The sequence below is a fragment of the Streptomyces collinus Tu 365 genome (assembly GCF_000444875.1).
Classification (GTDB): domain Bacteria; phylum Actinomycetota; class Actinomycetes; order Streptomycetales; family Streptomycetaceae; genus Streptomyces; species Streptomyces collinus_A.
The window spans coordinates 7,235,210-7,256,876 of the sequence record NC_021985.1 but is presented as its reverse complement, the minus strand read 5'-3'; the positions used below and the strand labels follow the sequence as shown (position 1 = coordinate 7,256,876).

17 protein-coding genes and 1 pseudogene are annotated in these 21,667 nt (G+C 75.6%); 4 read left to right on the top strand and 14 right to left on the bottom strand.

The features are described 5' to 3' along the window. Positions 1-32: 32 nt before the first annotated feature. Positions 33-458, top strand: coding sequence for an ATP-binding protein (locus tag B446_RS31480; RefSeq protein ID WP_020943489.1), 426 nt, complete (start codon positions 33-35; stop codon positions 456-458). A 573-nt stretch (positions 459-1,031) separates the two neighbouring features. On the opposite strand, the gene B446_RS31475 is transcribed toward B446_RS31480, so the two are convergent. From B446_RS31475 to B446_RS31410, 14 genes and pseudogenes are all read right to left on the bottom strand, one after another. Then, complete coding sequence (locus B446_RS31475) at positions 1,032-2,324, bottom strand: PP2C family protein-serine/threonine phosphatase (protein WP_020943488.1); 1,293 nt, start codon at positions 2,322-2,324, stop codon at positions 1,032-1,034. A 98-nt stretch (positions 2,325-2,422) separates the two neighbouring features. Beyond that, on the bottom strand, positions 2,423-3,181 hold the full coding sequence (locus B446_RS31470; RefSeq protein WP_020943487.1) for an IclR family transcriptional regulator: 759 nt from the start codon (positions 3,179-3,181) through the stop codon (positions 2,423-2,425). Positions 3,182-3,239: 58 nt separating this feature from the next. After that, positions 3,240-3,554, bottom strand: a complete 315-nt coding sequence (locus B446_RS31465) for a hypothetical protein (RefSeq protein ID WP_020943486.1) — start codon at positions 3,552-3,554, stop codon at positions 3,240-3,242. Positions 3,555-3,705: 151 nt separating this feature from the next. Continuing rightward, entirely contained in the window at positions 3,706-4,224 is a 519-nt protein-coding gene (locus tag B446_RS31460; protein WP_043479470.1) for a DUF6817 domain-containing protein, read from the bottom strand. Between the two features lie 115 nt (positions 4,225-4,339). Beyond that, on the bottom strand, positions 4,340-5,533 hold the full coding sequence (locus B446_RS31455) for a sensor histidine kinase (protein ID WP_020943484.1): 1,194 nt from the start codon (positions 5,531-5,533) through the stop codon (positions 4,340-4,342). Continuing rightward, positions 5,530-7,560: a cation acetate symporter gene (locus B446_RS31450; protein WP_020943483.1), complete on the bottom strand. Its 2,031-nt coding sequence runs from the start codon at positions 7,558-7,560 to the stop codon at positions 5,530-5,532. The genes B446_RS31455 and B446_RS31450 overlap by 4 nt, the downstream gene beginning before the upstream one ends. Further along, positions 7,557-7,928, bottom strand: coding sequence for a hypothetical protein (locus B446_RS31445; protein WP_043476828.1), 372 nt, complete (start codon positions 7,926-7,928; stop codon positions 7,557-7,559). The genes B446_RS31450 and B446_RS31445 overlap by 4 nt, the downstream gene beginning before the upstream one ends. A gap of 131 nt (positions 7,929-8,059) precedes the next feature. Next, complete coding sequence (locus B446_RS31440) at positions 8,060-8,818, bottom strand: LytR/AlgR family response regulator transcription factor (protein ID WP_234967590.1); 759 nt, start codon at positions 8,816-8,818, stop codon at positions 8,060-8,062. 98 nt (positions 8,819-8,916) lie between these two features. Continuing rightward, positions 8,917-11,295: pseudogene (locus tag B446_RS31435) on the bottom strand (glycoside hydrolase family 65 protein); the annotation flags it as partial. Between the two features lie 43 nt (positions 11,296-11,338). Beyond that, complete coding sequence (locus tag B446_RS31430; protein WP_020943479.1) at positions 11,339-13,705, bottom strand: xanthine dehydrogenase family protein molybdopterin-binding subunit; 2,367 nt, start codon at positions 13,703-13,705, stop codon at positions 11,339-11,341. A 62-nt stretch (positions 13,706-13,767) separates the two neighbouring features. Continuing rightward, complete coding sequence (locus tag B446_RS31425) at positions 13,768-14,763, bottom strand: FAD binding domain-containing protein (protein ID WP_020943478.1); 996 nt, start codon at positions 14,761-14,763, stop codon at positions 13,768-13,770. Then, on the bottom strand, positions 14,760-15,299 hold the full coding sequence (locus B446_RS31420; protein ID WP_020943477.1) for a (2Fe-2S)-binding protein: 540 nt from the start codon (positions 15,297-15,299) through the stop codon (positions 14,760-14,762). Before B446_RS31420 ends, B446_RS31425 begins: the two co-directional genes overlap by 4 nt. A gap of 73 nt (positions 15,300-15,372) precedes the next feature. Then, positions 15,373-16,233 (bottom strand): hypothetical protein, encoded by an 861-nt coding sequence (locus tag B446_RS31415; protein ID WP_020943476.1) that lies wholly within the window; start codon positions 16,231-16,233, stop codon positions 15,373-15,375. Positions 16,234-16,434: 201 nt separating this feature from the next. Next, the gene (locus B446_RS31410) at positions 16,435-18,318 is read right to left on the bottom strand and encodes an ABC transporter ATP-binding protein (protein WP_043476824.1); all 1,884 of its coding nucleotides are present in this window, start codon (positions 18,316-18,318) and stop codon (positions 16,435-16,437) included. Between the two features lie 189 nt (positions 18,319-18,507). Between B446_RS31410 and B446_RS31405 the strand changes: the two genes are divergently transcribed. From B446_RS31405 to B446_RS31395, 3 genes are all read left to right on the top strand, one after another. Next, positions 18,508-19,482: a lysylphosphatidylglycerol synthase transmembrane domain-containing protein gene (locus B446_RS31405; protein WP_078614847.1), complete on the top strand. Its 975-nt coding sequence runs from the start codon at positions 18,508-18,510 to the stop codon at positions 19,480-19,482. A gap of 45 nt (positions 19,483-19,527) precedes the next feature. Then, the gene (locus B446_RS31400) at positions 19,528-20,292 is read left to right on the top strand and encodes a crotonase/enoyl-CoA hydratase family protein (RefSeq protein ID WP_020943473.1); all 765 of its coding nucleotides are present in this window, start codon (positions 19,528-19,530) and stop codon (positions 20,290-20,292) included. Between the two features lie 188 nt (positions 20,293-20,480). Next, on the top strand, positions 20,481-21,551 hold the full coding sequence (locus B446_RS31395) for a mechanosensitive ion channel family protein (RefSeq protein WP_020943472.1): 1,071 nt from the start codon (positions 20,481-20,483) through the stop codon (positions 21,549-21,551). Positions 21,552-21,667 lie beyond the last annotated feature (116 nt).

The following is a 21,667-nucleotide window of genomic DNA, read 5'->3' as shown; positions in this document are numbered from 1 at the left end:
CCTGGCCAACCGAGCACACCCGAGGAGTGAACATGGCGGCACAGCTGGACACGCTGCTTCCCGAGACCTGCGAGCAGGTGTGGATGACGCCTCCCGTTCCCGGCGCCGTCTCCGACGTACGCCGGGGGGTGGGCGCGGTCCTCGCCGAGTGGGACGTGTCCCCGGAGATCGTCGAGGACTCCCTGCTCGTGGTGTCGGAGCTGCTCACCAACGCGGTGATCCACGCCCTGCCGCCGGCCCTGCTGCGGCTGTCCTGGGTCCGGGGCGAGGGGGTCCGCACCCTGCACGTCGAGGTCACCGACGCCGGCCCCACCCTGCCGGCCGGCCACTCCCGCGTCGGCATCGACCCGGACGAGCACGGCCGCGGCGAGGAGATAGTCCACGCCCTGGCGACCCGCCACGGCATACGCGTCCACGCGGGCGGCTACACCCGCTGGGCGGACCTCGAGACCGTCTGAGACACCCGGCCCCGGCCTACCCGGCCTACGGCCACCCGGGCCTTCCGGCCATACCGCCCCGCCGGCTCACGCAGCACGGCGTCCGGCTCACCGACGCCACGCGGGTCCCCACCACGGCCTCCCAGCCATGCCACGCGGCCCCAGCGCTCGCCACCGGCCCCCGCGTCCGGCTTGACCCCCGCCACGGTGCCCGCGGCCCCGCCGCCCGGCTTCTCGGCTCGGCGTCCGGCTTTCCGCCCCCCAGCTCTCGGAGCGCGGCTCACGCCCGACGCTCGGCCGCGCCCAGCTTCTCGCCCCTGGCACCGCAGCCACCACCCTCCGGCCCCGGGGTTTGCCACCCACTTAGCTCGGCCGCGGCCAGCCTGACAGTCCTCCCGCCTTCCGGCCCTCGGGCTCGGGCTCGGGCCCCGGGCTCGGGCCCCGGGCTCGGCCCCTGGGCTCGAACCCCGGACCCCTGATGCTCCGCTCCGTCCGCGGGCGGCGCCCCCGCGCACCCCGCTCCCCCTCCTCCGTCGCCCGCGGCAGCGATCAGCGCACGCCAGTCACCAGTTGCGCCGTCCGCCCCCCGGCCGTTCATGCCGCGTCCGTGACCGGCTCGGGGGTCGTCGCCGTGGGCGGGGGCGGGGCGGGGGGCGTTCCCCTGCGGAGCAGGAGGAGGGCCGCGTCGTCGTGGAGACGGCCGCCGACGTGGGTCAGCAGTTCGTCGTGGAGGGCGGTGAGGGTGCGGGCCGGTTCCTCGCAGACGTGCCGGGCCACGCCCTCGGCGAGCGGGTAGAACTCGCGGGCGTGGTCGCGGGCCTCGGTGACCCCGTCCGTGTACAGCAGCAGTTGGTCGCCGTCGGCGAAGGGCAGGCACTGGAGGCGGGGCGACTCGCCGGAGAGGGCGCGCAGGCCGAGCGGCGGCGCGGGGTGGGTCGGCTCCACCGGCGCGACGTCGAGGGACGCGGATATCAGCAGCGGCGGGGCGTGCCCGCAGTTGACGACCTCCAGGCGGCCGGGGCGCGGGTATCCGGCGACCACGGCGGTGACGAAGTCGTCGGGGCCGAGGTTGCGCGCGAGGCTCCGCTCGATGCGGCCGACCACCGCCAGGAGGTCGGGCTCGTCGTAGGCGGCCTCGCGGAAGACGCCGAGCACGAGGGCGGCGGTCCCCACGGCGGGCAGCCCCTTGCCGCGCACGTCGCCGACGATCAGCCGCACCCCGTGCGGGGTGGAGACCAGGGCGTAGAGGTCCCCGCCGATCCTCGCCTCCGCCGCAGCGGCGCTGTAGCGCACGGCCACCTGGAACGGGCCGACGGTGTCCGGGACGGGCTTGAGCAGGGCGTGCTGGGCGGCCTCCGCGACCGAGCGGACCGCGGCGAGGACCCGTTCCCGGCGCCCGCGCAGCGCGCTGGCCAGGCCGCTGGCAGCGGTGACGGCCAGCAGGGCGGCCAGCACGGCCGCCAGCTCACGGCCGGGCACCTCGTCCCGCAGGCCCTGCGCCACGCCCAGCACCCCGGCCAGCATCCCGACGCACAGGACCCCGCGCGGCCCGTTGGTGGTCGCCGCCAGCGCGGGTCCGGCCGCCAGCAGCGGCAGCCAGACCACCCCCGCGCCTCCTATGACGCCGACGAGCACGACGACGGCCACGACCAGGACCGGCAGCACAGGCAGCACAGACAGGACCGGCAGGACCGGCAGACCGGGCAGGACCGGCGCGACGGCGGCGAGCCGGGCGCGACGGCGAGCCGGCGCCCGGCCGGCCGCTGCCCGGTGGACCGCCGTCCGGCGGATCGCCGCCCGGTGGCCCGCCGGCAGGGGGCCGGTCCACCGGTGTCCGGACGACCGCGCCGGCCGGTGCTCGCTGCGATGGTGTCGGGCCTGGATCATGTCTCGTCCGCAGTCCTCACCTGTACGGGGCACATGCCCGGAACGACCGTTTCATCAAGGAAACGGGCTGGGCCGGGCGCCCCACAAGGCGCGGAATTTCAGATAGTGAGCGACAGGCCCCTGGTCACCCGGCCCGCGGTCGGGAGCAGCCGGGCCCGGATGTCCTGGAGCCGGGCGCTGCGCTCCACCGGCAGCGAGACGCCGAGCGAGCCGATCATGTCCCCGCTGTAGACGGGCACGGCGACGCACACCGTGCCGAGCGTGTACTCCTCGATGTCGGTCACCGCCGGCGCCAGCGGGGAGTCCTCCAGCCTGCGGAGCAGCTCCGCGGCGCTGGTGACGGTCCGCGGGGTGAGGTCGGCCAGGTGGTGCCGGGAGAGGTAGTCCCGGCGGGACTCCCCGTCCATCTCCCGCAGCACGCACTTGCCGAGCGCGGTGGCGTGTCCGGCGTCCTCGAAGCCCACCCAGAGGTCGACCCTCGGGGTGCGGGGGCCGTCGACGATCTCGGCGACCCTGATCTCGCCCGCCTCGTAGAAGGTCAGGTAGGTGGCGGTGGCCAGTTCGTCCCGGAGGGCGGCGAGGGCCGGGCGGATCCGGCTCAGCAGCGTCTGCGACCGGCCGGAGGCGTGCAGCGACTTCAGCCGGTCCCCGAGGACGAAGCCGCCGTCGTCGAGCTTGCGGACGTATCCGTCGTGGACGAGGGTGCGCAGCAGGTGGTAGGCGGTGGCCAGGGGCAGGTCCGTCTCCCGTGCCAGCTGCTTCGCGGGCGCGCCGTTCTCGTGCGCGCTCACCGCCTCCAGCAGGCGGAAGGCCCGCTGCACGGAGGTGATCAGCGTGGGTCCGCCGTCCGCGCCCATACGAACAGCGTCCTCCGGGCGTCCGGCACCGGCAAGGCAGGGGCCGTGCGCCTCCGCCTCAGACCCGGTGGCCCTGTGCGGCCAGCCAGCGGTGGACGCTCGCCTTGTCCGCCGGGGTGATGCGGGCCGGGCCGTCGACCTCGGGGCCCTCGTCCTCGTTGAACCCGGTGTCCGTGATCCGGGCGGTCACCCACAGGGCCAGGTCCTGGGCGGCCTGCCCGGGCAGCTCTCCGTGCGCCCAGCCCTCGCGGGCCCGGCGGGCCGCGTCCGCGTCATGGCGCTCGGTCTCCCGCAGCCAGACGGGCACGAGCCGCTCGACGACCTGCCGGTCGGCCGGGGACGGGTCCTTCGGTGACTGGTGTGCGGTGCTCATGGCGGCCGGGTTCCCGAGGGACGGCCGCCGTACCGTCCCCCGCGCCTCTGCCCGGCTTTGCCCACCTCTGCCCGCCACGGCCCGGCCCGCCCGGCGGGCCGGCGGGCCGGCGGGCCGGTGGGCCGGTGGGCCGGTGGGCCGGTGGGCACGGTCATGCCGTGGTGGGCGCCAGGACCGTACGGCAGTCCCGCCACGCGTCCGCGCTCAGCAGGTGCCGGACCCGGGTGAACAGAGTGAGGAGTTCCGGTCCCCACTGCTCGCGGAAGGCGGGGTCGAGGCGGGCGAGGTCGAGTTCGTTCGCTGCCGACAGCTCGGCGAAGTCCCGTCGCGCCCGGGGCTCCGGCAGGTGGGACGCTCCGGTGAAGCGGTCGCGGAAGGGACCGTCCGGCCGGCCGAGGCCGGGGTAGGTGGCCTTGCGGTCGCAGGAGGCGTACAGGTGGACGATCGCCTCGGCCTCGGCGCCGATCACCGCCACGAGGTCGGCACGGCGGTCCGGGGGCAGCAGTCCGGTGGGGAAGCCGTCGGTGCCGTAGAACGCGTGGCAGAGACCTGCGAGCCGGAGGGCGGGCCGCGCGCCCCACGTCCCGAGCAGCTCGCGTACGCGCAGCAGGTGCGCCAGGAGCGTGCCGCCGGGGTGCGGGACGTCCTCGGCGCCGAGTCCGCGCAGCAGGGCGACGGCACGGTCGGCGGCGGCCTCGTTCGCCTGGTTCGAGTGCGGGTTCGGGCGCGGGTTCGGGTTCGGGTGCGAGTGCGGATGCGGGTTCACGGCTCGCGGGTCCTTCCTGTCACGGGACGATGCCGGGGCGGAACTTCGGGATCCGTACGGTGATCTTCGTGCCGGCGCCGACCCCGGTCTCGATGACGAGACCGTGATCGTCGCCGTACACCTGGCGCAGGCGCATGTCCACGTTGCTCAGGCCGATCCCCGCGGACGGGCCGCCCCGGCCGCGCAGGAGGTCGCGCAGCCGCTGCGGGTCCATGCCGACGCCGTTGTCCTCGATGACGACCCGGGCCTCGGTCCCCTCGTCCTCCGCGACGATGGTGACGCGGCCGCGGTCCGCGGACTCCTCCAGGCCGTGTTTGAGGGCGTTCTCGACGAGGGGCTGCAGGCAGAGGAACGGGAGGGTGACCGGCAGCACCTCGGGGGCGATGCGCAGGGTGACCTCGAGGCGGCGGCCGAAGCGGGCGCGGGCGAGTTCGAGGTACTGCTCGATCGAGCGCAGCTCCTCGGCCAGGGTGGTGAAGTCGCCGCCCCGGCGGAACGAGTAGCGGGTGAAGTCGGCGAACTCCAGGAGCAGTTCGCGGGCCCGCTCGGGGTCGGTGCGGACGAACGAGGCGATGCTGGCGAGCGAGTTGTAGACGAAGTGCGGGGAGATCTGGGCGCGCAGGGCGCGGATCTCGGCCTCGATGACGCCGGAGCGGGCCCGGTCGAGTTCGGCGAGTTCGAGCTGTACGGAGACCCAGCGGGCCACCTCGGCGGCGGCGCGGACCATGACGGCGGACTCCTCGTCGCCGAACGCGGCGAGTGTGCCGGGGGCGCGGCCGTCGACGCCGAGCGGTGCGAGGACGCCCCAGCGGACCGGGCAGGTGTCGTTGCCGCAGGACAGCGCGAAGGTCTGGGCGCGTCCGGTGCGCAGCACGTGGGCGAGGTGGGCCTCGGTCCCGGCGCGGTGGTGGTCGCCGACGCCGTCCCAGGCGAGCACGGACTCCTCGTCGGTCAGGGCGAGGGCGACCGTGCCGAGCAGGGGGCGCAGCCGCCGGGCCGCCTTGCGGGCGGTGTCGGGGGTGAGGCCGGCGCGCAGCGGCGGTGCGGCGAGCGAGGCGGTGTGCAGGGTGTGGAAGGTGGCCCGTTCGACCGGGGTGCCCGGGCCTGCCGGGTTCTCGTGCTGCCGGCGGGCGCCCGCATGGCCGAGTACGGCGCCGAGGGCGAAGAGCGCGAGCGCGGCGAGCGCCAGCACGACGCACCCGAGCGCGCTCATACGGCGGGCTCCGGGCCGGGACCGCCGGGGCCGGGGCCACACGAGTCGGGGTCGCGGGGGCTGAGGTCGCGCGAGCCGGGCCCGCCGGAGCCGGGGCCACACGAGTCGGGACCGCCAGGGCCAGGGCCACGCGAGTCGCGGTCACGGGGGCCCGGGTCACGCGAGTCGGGGTCACGGGGGCCCGGGTCCCGGGGGCCGGCGTCGTCGAGGCCGGGGGCGGGGGCGTCCCGCTCGGTTCGGTGCGGGTCGCGCTCGTGAGGGTGCCGCGTGGCCGCCCTCCTCCCCGCGTCGCGCCGTTCGGTCCGCCCCGCCCCTTGCCCGGCCGTCGCCTCCGGCAGGTGCAGGCGGGCCATCGTGGCGGACGCGCTCGCGGGGGTGCGGTCACGGGTGGCCAGGGAGGTCAGGACCATCGCCGTGAAGCCGACCGGGACGGACCAGACGGCGGGCCAGGCCAGCAGGGTGTGCAGCAGCCCGGAGCGGGCGCCCCCGGCGATGGTCACCGTGACGGCGGTGAGCGCCGAGCCGCCGCCGAGGAGCAGTCCGGCGACCGCGCCGGGCGGGGTGAGTCCGCGCCACCAGATGCCGAGGACGAGCAGCGGGCAGAACGAGGAGGCGGACACGGCGAAGGCGAGGCCGACCGCGTCGGCCACGGGCAGGTCGCTGACGACGGCGTTGGCGGCGGTGGGCACCGCGATCGCCGGCAGGGTCGCGAGCCGGTGGTGCCGGATGCCGAGGGCCGGCAGCACGTCCTGGGCGAGCACGCCGGCCACGGACATGGTGAGCCCGGAGACGGTGGACAGGAACGCCGCGCAGGCGCCGCCGGCGACGAGCGCGCCGAGCAGGTCGCCGCCGACGCCGCCGATCAGCCGCTGCGGCAGGACCAGGACCGCCGCGTCGGCGTCGCCGGTCAGCAGCAGGTCGGGCGCGTACAGCCGGCCGAGCACGCCGTAGAGCGGGACGAGCAGGTAGAAGGCGCCGAGCAGGCCGAGCACGGCGACGGTGGTGCGGCGGGCGGCGCGGCCGTCGGGGTTGGTGTAGAAGCGGACGACGACGTGCGGGAGGCCCATGGTGCCGAGGAAGGTGGCGAGGATCAGGCCGTAGGTGGCGTAGAGGCCGTGCTGTTCGCGGCCGGACGCCAGCGGGTTCGCCCAGCCGGACGCGGCGGCCCGGCCGTCCCCCGCGTCGGGCAGCGGGACACGGGCGCCGGGCGGGAAGCGCAGGGTGGTGGCGGGGCCGATCCGGTGCGGGCCCGGGTCCAGGGTGAGCGGGCCGCCGTGCAGGGCGCGTCCGTCGACGGTGCCGGTCGCCGTGATCCGCACGGGCTCCTGGACGGTGAGCCGCAGCGTGGCGTCGGTGCGCACCTCGGTGGAGCGCTGGAAGACGGGGCGTTCGTCCCAGGCCGGCGCCGGGGCGTGGTCCGCGCGCCAGGCGAGCAGCAGGAACACGGCGGGCACCAGCAGCGCGGTGAGCTTCAGCCAGTACTGGAAGGCCTGGACGAAGGTGATGCTGCGCATGCCGCCGGAGGCCACGGCCACCGTCACCACGGCGGCCACGACCAGGCCGCCGAACCAGCCGGGCGCGCCAGTGAGCAGCCGCAACGTCAGTCCCGCGCCGCGCAGTTGGGGCAGCAGGTAGAGCCAGCCGACACCGACCACGAGGACGCCCGCGATCCGCCGGACGGCCCGGGACTCCAGGCGCGCCTCGGCGAAGTCCGGGAGGGTGTAGGCGCCGGAGCGGCGCAGCGGAGCCGCGACGAAGGCGAGCAGGACCAGGAAGCCGGCGGTGTAGCCGATGGGGAACCACAGCATGTCGGCGCCGTGCGCGAGGACGAGTCCGGCGACGCCGAGGAAGGACGCGGCGGAGAGGTACTCGCCGCTGACGGCGAACGCGTTGAGGCGGGGCGGGACGCTGCGGGAGGCGACGTAGAAGTCGGAGGTGGTGCGCGAGACCCGCAGGCCCAGCGCGCCGACGAGCACCGTGGCCAGGACCACGGCCGACACGCCGGCGACTGCGTACGTCTGGTTCAACGCCCGGTCACGTCGCCCTCGTTGCGCTCGGCACGGCGGACGTACCAGACTCCGGCGGCCAGCAGGGCCGGGTACGGGGCGATGCCCAGCACGAGCCAGACGGCGAGCGGGGCGTCGGGCCGGGGGCCGGCCGGGCCGATCAGCCGCAGGGTCAGGGGCAGCAGGCCGAGCGAGAGCGCGAGCAGGGCCGTCACCGTGAGCGCCGCGCGCATCTGACGGCGCATCAGCCGGAACACGGCCGCGTCGGAGGCCGGGGCGTGGGCGGTCCGTTCGGGCGGGACCGCCGGGCGGGGCCGGGGGCGGGCGGCGCGGTCGGTGCCGGGCCGCGCGGTGACCACCTCTCTGTGGGGGACGGATTCCGCACCCATGACGCACTCCCCGACGCCGCGGTGATCACCTGTGTTGCCGCGAGTGTACGCAGCGTGCCCTCGGCGAGGTAGCCGAAGGACGAGGTTCGGCACCCGCCGGGTACGGCGCGCGGGGCGGGGCCGGGGCGGCTTCAGCGTGCGCCCTGGGCGTGGCGGGCCAGCAGGTCGCGCAGGTCCCGGGCGTTGCGCCGGCTGACGGCGAGGACCCGGTCGCCGATCCGGACGCTCAGGTTGCCGCCCTCCACACGGAGTTCCTCGATCCTGGCGAGGGCCACCAGGCGGCTGCGGTGGATGCGCACGAAGCCGCGGGAGCGCCACTGCTCCTCCAGCGTGGACAGCGCGACCCGCACCAGGTGGCTGCCGCGCGGGGTGTGCAGCCGGGCGTAGTCGCCCTGGGCCTCGACGTAGGTGATGTCGGCGATGGGCACGAACCGGGTCACCCCGCCCAGCTCCACGGGTACCTGGTCGACGAGGCCGCCGGCCGGCCCCTGTCCGGCCCGGCTCAGTTCGGCGACGCGCCGCACGGCCTCCGCGAAGCGCTCCTTGCGCAGGGGCTTGAGGAGGTAGTCCACGGCCTTGAGGTCGAACGCGCGCAGGGCGAAGTCCTCGTGGGCGGTGACGAAGACGATCAGCGGCGGGACGGCGAAACCGGCGAGCGATCCCGCCAGTTCGAGGCCGCTGAGCCCGGGCATGTTGATGTCGAGGAAGACGACGTCGACGGCCTCGGGCGCCTCCGGCCCCGCCCGCAGGGCTTGTTCGAGCAGTCGCAGCGCCTCGCGGGCGTCCAGGGCGGGCAGGACGGTGCCGATCCGCGGGTCCTCGCCCAGGAGGTACAGCAGTTCCTCCAGCGCGGGTTCCTCGTCGTCCACCGCGAGTGCGCGCAGCGCCACCGGGACCTCCTCGTCCTCGCCTCCGTACGGGCACCGGCAGGCCGTGCCCGGCAGCATCCTCGGCCCCCGGGCCGCCGCCGTCGAGCCCCATTCCCGGCTCAGTCCGGCAGCCGCATCCGTACCCGCTCCCCGGGTCCGACGCGCACCACCCGGTCCGGGAGCCGGAAGTCGATGGGGTCGCGGCCGGAGCCGGACGGCATGGTGGCCTCCAGGAGGCCGGAGCGCAGGCGCAGTGCGACGCCCCAGTGGCCCCGGTAGCGCAACGAGAAGCCGTAGGAGGAGAGTTCGGGGAGGTGGACGGGGTCGAGCCAGAGCTTGCCGTCGCGGGTCTCCAGGCCGGTCAGGCAGCGCTGGACGAGGTCCAGGGTGCCGGCCATGGCGCCGAGGTGGATGCCCTCGCCGGTGGTGCCGCCCTGCACGTCGGCGATGTCGCCGCGCAGGGCCTCCTGGACGAAGCCCCAGGCGTCGGTGCGGCGGGCGCGGGCCAGGATCCAGCCGTGGACCAGGCCGCTGAGGGTGGAGCCGTGCGAGGTGCGGTGCAGGTAGTGGTCGACCGTCGCGGACCAGGTGTCGTCGTCGAGTCGGTGTCCCAGCCGGGTGAACAGGGACCGCAGTTCGTCGGGGGCGAACAGGTAGCCGAGCATCAGGACGTCGGCCTGTTTGGACGCCTTGTAGCGGTTGACGGTGTCGCCCTCCGCCTCCAGGATGCGGTCCAGGCGCCGGATGTCGCCGTACCGGGCCCGGTAGCCGTGCCAGTCCAGTTCGGCGAGGTCGCCGTAGCCCTCGAACTGGCTGATCACCCCGTCGTGGAAGGGCACGTGCAGGGTGCGGGAGACCTCCTCCCAGCGGGCGGTCTCGTCGTCGTCCAGGCCGATCTGCTCGGTGAGTTCGCGGCGGCGCGGTGCGGGCAGGACGCGCAGCAGGTCCAGGGCGCGGGCGAGCACCCAGGCGGCGGTGACGTTGGTGTACGCGTTGTCGTCCAGGCCGGGCCGGTCCGCGTCGGGGTAGGCGTCGTGGTACTCGTCGGGGCCGACGACGCCGCGGATGCGGTGCCGGCCCAGGTGCTCGTCGTAGACGGCCGAGTCGGCCCAGAAGCGGGCGATCAGCAGCAGCATCTCGGCGCCCTCGGTGTGCAGGAAGCCGGTGTCGCCGGTGGCCTCGCCGTACTGCCACACGTTGTACGCGACCGCCGAGCCGACGTGCCGCTGCAGCCGCGTGTGGTCGGGCAGCCAGTGCCCCGAGCGGGGGTTGAGGTGCAGTCGCTGGGTCTCCTCGCGGCCGTCGCTGCCGCTCTGCCAGGGGTACAGGGCGCCGCGCAGGCCGGCCTCGCGGGCGGCGTGGCGGGCCGCGTCCAGCCGGCGGTAACGGTAGTGGAGCAGGGCGCGCGAGACCTCCGGCAGATGGAGGTTGAGGTAGGGCAGCACGAACAGCTCGTCCCAGAAGACGTGTCCGCGGTACGCCTCGCCGTGCAGTCCGCGTGCGGGCACGCCGACGTCGAGGTCGGCGGTGTGCGGGGAGAGGGTCTGCAGCACATGGAACCGGTGCAGGCGCAGGATGCGGCCGGGGTCGCCGGGTACGTCGAGTTCGGCCCGGCGCCACAGCTGTTCCCAGGCCGTGGCGTGCGAGGCGAGCAGGTCGTCGAAGCCGGGCGCGGAGGCGGCCCGGTCGAGGGCGGCGCGCAGCGGGTCGCTGAGGGCGGGGTCGTGGGAGGTGTGCAGGGCGACGGTCTTGTCGACGGTGACCGTGCGGCCGGGCGCCAGGGACAGCCGCAGGTGCTGGACGGCCCGGCGGGCCTCGTGGGCGTCGGTCACCGGGGCGCCGGCGGCGGAGAGCCGGGCGGCGAGCCCGACGACGATGCCGGAGGTGCGGGTGCGGCAGCGCAGCCACATGGTGCCGCCGGGCGGGTCGCTGCCCGTCTCCACGTGGGCGAGGTGCCGGCCGTCCAGGTCCTGGTAGCGGGCCACGCCGGAGTTGGTGACACCGCCGTCGAGGGCGGTCTCCACGTCGAGTTCGACGGTGCCGCCCTCGGCGGTGAGGTCGGTGCGCAGGGCGGCGAGGCAGGGGTCGGCCATGTGGACGAGGCGGAGCTGGCGGACGAGGAGGGTGACGCCGTCGCCGAGCGGGTAGCGGGTCCGGCGCTCCAGGACGCCCGGGTCGAGGTGGAGGGCGAGGTGGTGCTCGGTGGGCGGGACGGTGTCCGGGGTGAGCCAGTCCCCGGTGACGGGGCGGAAGCGCAGCGGCAGCCAGTTGGGGAGGTTGACCATGTCCTCGTTCTCGACCGGGCGCCCGGCGACCTCGGAGGTGAGCCGGTTGTAGCAGCCGGCCGCGTAGGTGCCGGGGTAGTGCACGGCGTCCGCGGCGCACTCGGGCAGCGCGCCGCGGGTGGCGAAACGGCCGTTGCCGACGGTGCACAGGGACTCGCGCAGGCGTTCCTCGGCGGGGTCGTAGCCGTCGTACTCCCACAGCAGTCCGGTCACGGCGCCGCTCCCCCGTCCCGCCTCCCGGTCCCTCGGGGGTGCCTCACCGCTCGGACAGCAGGCCGGTGAGGATCCGGTCCGGGGTGAGCGGCAGCTCGCGGAAGCGGATCCCGGTGGCGTGGTGGACGGCGTTGCCGACGGCGGCGGCGGTGCCGACGATGCCGATCTCGCCGACGCCCTTGCTGCCCATGGGGTTGAGGTGGGGGTCGTCCTCCTCGATCCAGTCGGCCTCGATGTCGGGCACGTCGGCGTGCGCGGGCACGTGGTAGGCGGCGAGGTCGCACTCCGGGAAGTCGCCGAACGCGGTGTCCACGGTGCTGCCCTCGGTCAGTGCCATGCCCAGGCCCATGATCATGGCGCCGACGAACTGGGAGCGGGCGGTGCGGGCGTTGAGGATGCGTCCGGCGGCGTAGACGCCGAGCAGCCGGCGGACCCGGATCTCGCCGGTGACCGTGTCGACGGCCACCTCGGCGAAGTGCGCGCCGAAGGCGTGCCGCGCGTAGGGGCTGTCGGCGTCGGCCCGGCCCGCGGTGTCGGCGCGGGCCGTCAGGCCCTTGGCGGGCAGCGGGCCGCTGTGGGCGGCGAGGCGGGACGCGAGCCGGGTGCAGGCCTCGTGCACCGCCCAGCCCCAGGAGGCGGTGCCGGAGGAGCCGCCCGCCAGTGGGGCCGGCGGCAGGTCGCTGCGGCCCACGTCGGCGCGCACCCGGTCCAGGGGCGCGCCGAGCGCGTCGGCGGCGACCTGGGCGAGCACGGTACGGGCTCCGGTGCCGATGTCGGCCGCGTTCAGCCGGACGACGAAGGTGCCGTCCGGCAGGGCCTGCGCGCTGGCGGTGGAGGCGCCGATCTGGAAGGGGTAGGTCGCCGCGGCCACGCCGGTGCCGAGGAGCAGCGGGCCCTCGGCGCGGACGGCCGGACGCGGGTCGCGGGTGTCCCAGCCGAAGCGGCGGGCGCCCTCGCGCAGGCAGGCGACGACGTTCCGGCTGCTGAACGGCTGTCCGCCGGCGGGCTCGTGGTCGGGTTCGTTGCGGACGCGCAGCTCCACCGGGTCCATGCCGAGCGCGTCGGCGAGTTCGTCCATGGCGGATTCCAGCGCGTACATGCCGGGTGCCTCGCCGGGGGCGCGCATCCAGGAGGGGCTGGGCACGTCCAGCGGCACCACGCGGTGGGAGCTGCGCAGGTGCGGGGTGGCGTACATGACGCGGGCGGGCAGCCCGGCGTACTCCACGAACTCCTTGACGTGGGAGGTGTGGGTGGTCACCTCGTGCAGCAGGGTGGTGAGCCGGCCGTCGGCGGTGGCGCCGAGCCGCAGCCGGTTCAGGGTGGGGGCGCGGTGGCCGACGACGGTGGGGAGCGTGCGGCGGGGGTAGGCCAGGGTGACGGGCCGGCCGGTGCGGCGCGCGGCCATGGCGGCGAGGACGACGTCGGGCCGCGGGGTGCCCTTGGAGCCGAAGCCGCCGCCGACGTGCTCGCCGACGACCGTGATCCGGTCCTCGGGCAGCTCGAACAGTTCGGCGAGGACGGAGCGGACGGTCGTGCCGCCCTGGGTGGAGGTGTACACCGTGAGCCGGTCGCCGTCCCAGACGGCGGTGGTCGCGTGCGGTTCCATCGGGTGGTTGTGCAGGGGCGGGACCCGGTAGTCGACGTCCACGCGGACCCCGGCCGCCGCGAACGCGCCCTCCGGGTCGCCGAGTTCGAACCGGCCGGGTGCTCCGCCCGCCTTCTCGGGTTCGTAGGCGGCCGGGTGGTCGGGGCGCAGCCGTACGTCGGCGTCCTCGGTGACGTAGGTGACGCGGACCGCCCCGGCGGCGGCGCGGGCCGTCTCCAGGGTCTCGGCGACGACCAGGGCGACGCACCAGCCGCGGTGCGGCACCCGGGGGTTCTGCAGCACGGCGAGGGTGCCGTCGTCCGTCGGGCCGAGGCGGGGGGCGTCGCCGGGGGTGAGGACGGCGAGGACACCGGGCAGCACGAGGGCGGCCGTGGTGTCCACGCCGGTGACCCGGCCCCGGGCCACGGCGGCGGGCACCGGCCAGGCGTGGGCCCGGCCGGGCAGCGGGTGCTCGGCCGCGTAGCGGGCGGCGCCGGTGACCTTCAGCAGTCCCTCGCGCCGTGCGGCGGGAGCGCCCAGCGCGCCGCGCGGGCCGCCGCCTGCGGTGTGGTCGTCCGCCGGGGACGCGTCCGGCCGTGTCTGCGGGGGCGCGTCCCGTCCGGCCGGGCCCCCGGAGTCCTCACGCTGCCCCGCGGGCCGGTCCACGGGCTCGGTGTACGACGGGCCGCCACCGGCGGCGGGGGCGTCGGCCGGCAGCCCGGTGCGCGCCATCGGGTCGTCCCGCGGGTCCACGGGCGCGTCCCCGGGGTGGTCCCCGGGCAGGCTGTGGCGGGGGTTCTCCTGGGGCGGGCCGATGGGGGGCATGGGGGCCTCCTTGGGCGGGCCGGACCAGGTGGGCCGGGCCGCCGGGGTGCCGGGGCCTGGGGTCAGGCCGGTGCGGGTGCCGGGGCGAGGCGGTTCAGGACGTCCAGGGCGAGGTTGTGGGCGAGGGGGACCTTGTAGGCGTTGTCGCGCAGGGGTTCGGCGCGATCGAGTTCGAGGTCGACGGCGCCTTCGAAGGCGGCCGGGGTGGCCGCGGCGCCCAGCAGGGCCGTCTCGGCGTGCCGGGCCCGCCAGGGCTTGTGGGCGAGACCGCCGAAGGCGAGCCCCACCCGGTCCACGACCCCGTCGGCGACCCCGAGCACGACGGCCACGGAGGCGAGCGCGAAGGCGTACGACGCCCGGTCGCGGGCCTTGCGGTAGGCGGAGGGCACACCGGCCGCGGCCGCCGGGAGCAGCACCCCGGTGATCAGCTCGCCGGGGCGGATCTCGGTGTCGCGCTCGGGGTGCACGCCGGGCAGCCGGTGGAAGTCGGCGACCGGCAGGGTGCGGCCGCCCTCCGGGCCCTGAAGCTCGACCCGGGCGTCGAGCGCGGCCAGGGCCACGGCCATGTCGGAGGGGTTGGTGGCGATGCAGTCCGGGGAGTGGCCGAGGACGGCGTGGTCGCGGTGGACGCCCTCACGGGCGCCGCAGCCGCTGCCCGGCTCGCGTTTGTTGCAGGGCTTGTCCACGTCCTGGAAGTAGGGGCAGCGGGTGCGCTGGAGCAGGTTGCCGCCGGTCGTGGCCGCGTTGCGGAGCTGTCCCGAGGCGCCCGCGAGGAGTGCCTGGGAGAGCACGGGGTAGCGGTCACGGACCAGGGGATGGGCGGCGAGGTCGCTGTTGCGGACGGTGGCGCCGACGCGCAGGGCGCCGTCGGGCAGTTCCTCGACGGTGTCGAGGGGCAGTCGGCCGACGTCGACTAGGACGGTGGGCCGTTCCACCCCGAGTTTCATCAGGTCGACCAGGTTGGTGCCGCCGGCGAGGTAGCGGGCGCCCGGGTGGGCGGCGAACGCCTCGACGGCCTCCTGGACGCTGCCGGGCCTGAGGTAGCCGAAGTCCTTCACCGGATCACGTCCTCCACTGCCTCGACGATGCGCGGGTAGGCGCCGCAGCGGCACAGGTTGCCGCTGAGCCGCTCGCGGATCTCGGCCCGGTCGAGCGGGACGGGCCGGCCGGAGGGGGCGGCGGGGTCGGTGACGTGCGAGGGGTGGCCGGCCGCCGCCTCGGCGAGCATGCCGACGGCGGAGCAGATCTGGCCGGGGGTGCAGTAGCCGCACTGGAAGGCGTCGCGGTCGAGGAAGGCCCGTTGCAGCGGGTGCGGCTGCTCGCCGTCGCCGGCGAGGCCCTCGACGGTGGTGACCTCGCTGCCGTCGAGGGTGACGGCGAGCAGCAGGCAGCTGTTGAGGCGCCGCCCGTCGACCAGGACGGTGCAGGCACCGCACTGGCCCTGGTCGCAGCCCTTCTTGGACCCGGTGAGGTCGAGGTCCTCGCGGAGCAGGTCCAGCAGTACCCGCCGGTGGTCGACGAGCAGGGTGTGGGGTTTGCCGTTGACCCGGAGGGTGATCTCCGAGCGCGGACCGGGCCGGTTTTCGCTGGTCATGGCAGTGAGTGCCTTCCGGACGGGCCTGGACGCCTGCAGTACCGCGTATCCAGACTGCCGCACCTCACACGTTTCAGCCCGCCTGGGCGGTGCCCGCGGACCCGGTCGCCCGGCCGGTGACGTCCGCGGTGTCGGCGGCGGGCGGGGCGGTGACCTTCACCTCGGTGCCGAAGTCCGTCAGGCGCACCTCGGTGGTGCTGGTGACCCGGGTGTTCCCGTGTCCGGGGGTGCGCTGCTTCAGCGGGTGCAGGGTCAGCAGGACGCGTTCCTGACGCAGCCGGCCCCGTCCGTCCAGCCACACCTCGACCGGCAGCCGGTCCGTCCCGAGCTGCCGGCGCAGTTCCTGTTCCTGTCCGGCGTCGCCGCGGGCCAGGACGGAGACGGGGACCGCCACCCGGTAGTGGGTGGTGCGGGTGCCGTCGAGGGTCTGGCCGCCGACGCGGGTGACGTGCGCGCGGCCCGCGTCCTTGAGGTAGCGCACGGGTTCCATGGGGTCGGTGGGGCGGCTGCGCCCGGCCGGGCCGGTGCCGCCGAGCCGGGCGAGGTCGATCTTCAACCAGGTCCTGCCGCCGGGTACGGCACCGCGCCGGGCCCCGGTGGGCTTCTGGTACACGGCGCCGTCGACGACCCGCTGCTCGATCGTGGTGCCCTGCGAGGTCAGGTCGAACCGGCTGGCGCCGTGCTCGAGGTCGGCGACGCCGCTGCCGTGCCCGGTGAGTGTCTGTCCCTCGGCGACGACCTTGCTGGTGACCGTCATCCTCGCGGTGCGGGCGGCCAGCGTGGCCCGGTAGGCGTTCTGGACGGCGCGTGCGGGCGGGGTCGCCGCGCCCCGTACGTCACCGTCCGGTCCGGGGCCGTCCTCGCTGCCGCAGCCGGTGAGTGCGGCGGCGAGGACGAGCGCGGTGACGGCGCTCGCGGCTTTCGTCTTCGGCACGGTGGGGCTCCTCCCGGGTCGGGTCGCGGCTCGCGCGCGACCCGACCCGGTTTCCCCGCCCGCGACCGGTCACGCCTCGGGGGTGGCGGGCCGGATTCGCCACGCCGGTGGCCGAGTTGGGGGGTCCTCACGTGTGGTTGGGGGTGGGGCAGCCCCGCGTCGCCCACCCCCTTCGGTCCTGAACCGCTGTGCGGCCGCCCGTCAGATCGCCGGCACCCCGCCGTCCCGCTCGGCGAACTGCGTCCGGTGCAGCTCCGCGTACCGGCCGCCCGCCGCGAGGAGTTCCTCGTGCGTGCCCCGCTCCACGATCCGGCCGGCCTCCACGACGAGTATCTTGTCGGCGGCCCGGACGGTGGACAGCCGGTGGGCGATCACCACGGCGGTGCGGCCCTCCAGGGCCTCGGTCAGCGCCTCCTGCACCGCCGCCTCCGAGGTGTTGTCCAGGTGCGCGGTGGCCTCGTCGAGGATGACCACGCGCTGGCGGGCCAGCAGCAGCCGGGCGATGGTCATGCGCTGGCGCTCGCCGCCGGAGAGCCGGTAGCCGCGCTCGCCGACCACGGTGTCCAGGCCGTCCGGCAGGGACCGTACGACCTCGGCGAGGCGGGCGCGGCCGAGCGCGTCCCACAGCTCCTCGTCGCCGGCCGCCGGGCGGGCCAGCAGCAGGTTGGCGCGGACGGTGTCGTGGAAGAGGTGGCCGTCCTGGGTGACCATGCCGAGGGTGGCGCGCAGCGAGACGGCGGTCAGGTCGCGGACGTCGACGCCGCCGATGCGGACGGCGCCCGTGTCGGCGTCGTACAGGCGCGGCAGGAGCTGGGCGATGGTGGACTTGCCGGCGCCCGAGGAGCCGACGAGGGCCACGGTCTCGCCGGGTTCGGCGCGGAACGAGATGCCGTGCAGGACCTCGGCGCCACCCCGGCTGTCGAGGGTGGCGACCTCCTCCAGGGAGGCGAGGGAGACCTGGTCGGCGGACGGATAGGCGAAGCGCACGTCGTCGAACTCGACCGCGACCGGGCCCTCGGGGACCGCCACGGCGTCCGGCTTCTCCTCGATGAGCGGCTTGAGGTCGAGCACCTCGAAGACCCGCTCGAAGCTGACCAGCGCGCTCATCACCTCGACCCGGGCCCCGGCGAGCGCGGTGAGCGGGGCGTAGAGCCGGGTCAGCAGCAGGGCGAGGGAGACCACGGCGCCCGCCTGCAGGGTGCCGTGCAGCGCGAACCAGCCGCCGAGGCCGTAGACGAGGGCCAGCGCGAGCGCCGAGACCAGGGTGAGGGAGGTGATGAACACCGACTGGGCGGTCGCCGTGCGCACGCCGATGTCACGGACCCGGCGGGCCCGGGCGGCGAACTCGGCCGACTCCTCCTCGGGGCGGCCGAACAGCTTGACCAGGGTGGCGCCGGGCGCGGAGAAGCGTTCGGTCATCCGGGTGCCCATGGCCGCGTTCAGCGCGGCCGCCTCCCGCTGCATGCGGGCCATCCGGCTGCCCATGCGCCGCGCGGGCAGCACGAACACCGGCAGCAGCACCAGCGCGAGCAGGGTGATCTGCCAGGACAGGGTGAGCATCACGGCGAGCGTGAGCAGCAGCGTGACCAGGTTGGTCACCACCCCTGAGAGCGTGTTGGCGAACGCGCGCTGGGCACCGATCACGTCGTTGTTGAGCCGGCTGACCAGCGCGCCCGTACGGGTACGTGTGAAGAACGCGACGGGCATGCGCTGCACATGATCGAACACGGCCGTGCGCAGATCCAGGATGAGGCCCTCCCCCAGCGTCGACGACAGACGCCGGCCGAGGACGCCGAGCCCCGCCTCGGCCAGCGCGACGAGCGCGATCAGCAGCGAGAGCCGTACCACGGTCCGGGAGTCGTGGCCCGCCACGATCGCGTCGACGACGCGGCCGGCGAGCACCGGGGTGGCCACGGCGAGCAGCGCGGTCACCACCCCGAGCAGCACGAAGCGGACGATGCCCGCGCGGTGCGGGCGGGCGAAGGCGGCGATGCGGCGCAGCGTGGCGCGGGCGAAGGGGCGGCGCTCCTGCTGCGCGTTCATCACGCTGTGCAGCTGCGTCCAGGCGGTGGTCTCCATGCTCATGGGAGAGAACGTAGGACCTCAAGCGGCCTTGAGGTCAAGCAACGCCCCGCTCCGCCCGGTCCGGGGGTGACGCGTCCGCGTCCGGCGCCTCACGGGCCGGCGCCCGCCCCCGACCCGCTGCCGGTCCGTAAGCCGCCGTCCGCGCCCGCGCCACCCGCCGTTGACGCGGCGCGGAGAACCTTCCCCGGTGTGACAGCCCTGCGAAGTCCCGGCGTGCCCCGGGGACGGCTCCCCCGGCGGGTTCCCGTCCGCCGGGTGCTGTGCCTGGTGCCGCTCGTGCTCGTCGGGGTGGTCGCGGTACGGCACCGCTCGGTGCTGGCGGAGGGTTTCGGCCAGTTGCGCACGGCGTCCTGGCCGTGGCTGCTGGCGGCGGCCGGCGCGACCTGTCTGACCTGGGTCGCGGCGGCGTTCACCCGGCAGGGCGCGGTGGTGCAGCCGCTGCCGAAGGGGCGGTTGCTGGCCACCCAGTTCGCGGCCGGCGCGGCCAACCACCTGCTGCCCACCGGCCTCGGCGCGGGGGCGGTGAACCTGCGTTTCATGACGGTGTGCGGGGTGCCGCTCGCCCGGTCCTCGGCCGCGCTCGCGCTGTACCTGCTGGCGGAGTGCGTGGGCCGGCTGGGGCTGCTGGCGGTGCTGCTGGCCGTCTTCCCGCACGCGCTGCGGCTCGGCACCCTGCTGCCGGGCGGTTCGCCCGTCCCGCTGCTGCTCGGGGCCGCCGCGCCGGCCGTCGCGGCGGCGGTGGCGCTGTGCCGGGTACGGCGGCTGCGCCGGGCGGTCGCCGGCTTCCTGCGCGACGCCCTGGGCGAGGCACGCTCGGTGCACACGCGGCCGGCCCGCGCCCTGGCCCTGTGGGGCGGTTCGCTGGCCTTCCCGGCGCTCCAGGCGACCGGTCTCGCCGCGGTCGGGCAGGCGCTGCGGCTGCCGGTGCCGCCCGCGCACATGGCGCTCGCGTACCTGGCGGCGACCGCCGCGGTGGCCCTGGTGCCGACGCCGGGCGGGCTCGGCTCGGTCGAGGCCGCGCTGATCGTGGCGCTGGTCGCGGTGGGTGGCCCGGCCGCGGTGGCCACGGCGGTGGTGCTGGCCTACCGGGTGATCACGGTGTGGGTGCCCCTGCTGCCGGGCGCGCTCGCCCTGGGGGCGCTGGTGCGGCTGAAGGTCATCTGAGGCACAGTGGCCGTCCGAGCCGCAGCCCGAGAAGGAGTGCCCGCCGTGCCGGTACGCGTGGAGCGCAAGGAGCACGTCACCACGGTCGTCCTGTCCCGCCCGGAGGTCCGCAACGCGGTCGACGGCCCGACGGCGGCGGAACTGGCGGCCGCCTTCCGGGAGTTCGAGGCGGACGACCGGGCCCGGGTGGCGGTGCTGTGGGGCGAGGGCGGCACGTTCTGCGCGGGCGCCGACCTGAAGGCGATGGGCGGCGAGCGGCGCAACCGGGTCGCCGAGGAGGGCGACGGGCCGATGGGGCCGACCCGGATGCGGCTGTCGAAGCCGGTGATCGCCGCCGTCGCCGGGCACGCCGTCGCGGGCGGTCTCGAACTGGCCCTGTGGTGCGATCTGCGGGTCGCGGAGGAGGACGCCGTGTTCGGGGTGTACTGCCGCCGCTGGGGCGTGCCGCTGATCGACGGGGGCACGGTACGGCTGCCCCGGCTGATCGGCACCGGCCGGGCGATGGACATGATCCTGACCGGCCGCCCGGTCCCGGCCGCCGAGGCCCACGCCATCGGCCTCGCCGACCGCCTCGTGCCCACCGGCGGGGTCCGCGCCGCGGCCGAGGAACTCGCGGCGGCCGTCGCCCGCTTCCCCCAGGCGTGCCTGCGCGGCGACCGCGCCTCCGTGCTGGAACAGGAGGGGCTGGGCGAGGAGACGGCGATGCGGGGTGAACTGCGGCACGGGATGGCCGTGTTGACGACGGGATTCGAGGGGGCGGCCCGGTTCGCGGCCGGCGCCGGACGGCACGGATCCCACCCGGACGTGTGAGGAACCTCGTCCGGAGCTCCCCCGTCCGGGTGCGAACCGCCCTTCCGGATACGGCAGGATGAGCGTTCGCCCGCTCGTCGACGACGCCGGGGTCGGGCGTTCGCACATTCCGGACATCGAGCAGGTGGCAACGTGACGACATCTCACTTCAGGACGGCCGCGACGGTCTTGCCTCCCGGAGGTGACCGGTGAACCGCTCGCTGACCCTGGACGACCTCGTCCTCGCCGGCATCACCCTGGCCGCGGGCCTGGTGCTCGCCTTCCTGTCGCGCATGCTGCTGCGCTGGCTCGCGGGGCACGCCGAGCGGACCCGCTGGAGCGGCGACGACGTCATCGTGGACGCGCTGCGCTCGGTGGTCCCCTGGGCGGCGATCGCGGGCGGCGCGGCGGCGGCCGCGGTGGCGCTGCCGCTGACCCGGACCGTCCGGCACCACGTCGACCAGTTCCTCCAGGTGTGGCTGATCCTCGTGGTGACCGTCTCGGCGGCCCGGGTGATCGCGGGTCTGGTCCGCTCGGTCACCCAGTCCCGCTCCGGCGTGGCGGGCTCGGCCACCATCTTCGTGAACATCACCCGGGTCCTGGTGCTCGCCATCGGCTTCCTGGTGGTGCTGCAGACGCTCGGCATCTCCATCGCACCCCTGCTCACCGCCCTGGGCGTCGGCGGTCTGGCCGTGGCGCTGGCCCTGCAGGACACCCTCGCCAACCTGTTCGCGGGCGTCCACATCCTCGCCTCCAAGACCGTGCAGCCGGGCGACTACATCCGGCTGAGCAGCGGTGAGGAGGGCTACGTGGTGGACATCAACTGGCGCCAGACGACGGTGCGTCAGCTCTCCAACAACCTGGTGGTGGTCCCCAACGGCCAGCTCGCCAAGTCGAACATGACCAACTTCACCCGTCCCGAGCAGCAGTTGACGGTACTGGTGCAGGTGGGCGTGAGCTACGACGCGGACCTGGACCAGGTCGAGCGGGTGACGGCGGAGGTGGTCGCCGAGACCATGACCGAGATCACCGGCGCGGTCCCGGACCACGAGCCCGCCATCCGCTTCCACACCTTCGGGGACTCCCGCATCGGCTTCACGGTGATCCTCGGCGTCGGCGAGTTCAGCGACCAGTACCGCGTCAAGCACGAGTTCATCAAGCGTCTGCACCGCCGCTACCGCGAGGAGGGCATCAGCATCCCGGCCCCGACCAGGACGGTGGCCCTGCAGCAGGGCGCGGTGGTGATACCGCAACAGCGGGCGGGGCAGGACCTGCCGTAGGGAGCGCGGGGCAGGACCGGCCGTAGGGAGCGCGGGGCGCCGGGGGCCGGATCTGCCCCAGCGGGCGCCGGGGGCCGGGTCTGCCGTGAGGGTCTCGTGCCCGGGCCTCCGGCCGC

Coding starts and splice junctions, on each gene's coding strand:
- B446_RS31455 (WP_020943484.1), bottom strand. CDS start 5,533: ATGAGCGCGCTCGGGTGCGTCGTGCTGGCGCTCGCCGCGCTCGCGCTC.
- B446_RS31410 (WP_043476824.1), bottom strand. CDS start 18,318: ATGAGCATGGAGACCACCGCCTGGACGCAGCTGCACAGCGTGATGAAC.
- B446_RS31480 (WP_020943489.1), top strand. CDS start 33: ATGGCGGCACAGCTGGACACGCTGCTTCCCGAGACCTGCGAGCAGGTG.
- B446_RS31470 (WP_020943487.1), bottom strand. CDS start 3,181: ATGGGCGCGGACGGCGGACCCACGCTGATCACCTCCGTGCAGCGGGCC.
- B446_RS31430 (WP_020943479.1), bottom strand. CDS start 13,705: ATGCCCCCCATCGGCCCGCCCCAGGAGAACCCCCGCCACAGCCTGCCC.
- B446_RS31445 (WP_043476828.1), bottom strand. CDS start 7,928: ATGGGTGCGGAATCCGTCCCCCACAGAGAGGTGGTCACCGCGCGGCCC.
- B446_RS31465 (WP_020943486.1), bottom strand. CDS start 3,554: ATGAGCACCGCACACCAGTCACCGAAGGACCCGTCCCCGGCCGACCGG.
- B446_RS31475 (WP_020943488.1), bottom strand. CDS start 2,324: ATGATCCAGGCCCGACACCATCGCAGCGAGCACCGGCCGGCGCGGTCG.
- B446_RS31420 (WP_020943477.1), bottom strand. CDS start 15,299: ATGACCAGCGAAAACCGGCCCGGTCCGCGCTCGGAGATCACCCTCCGG.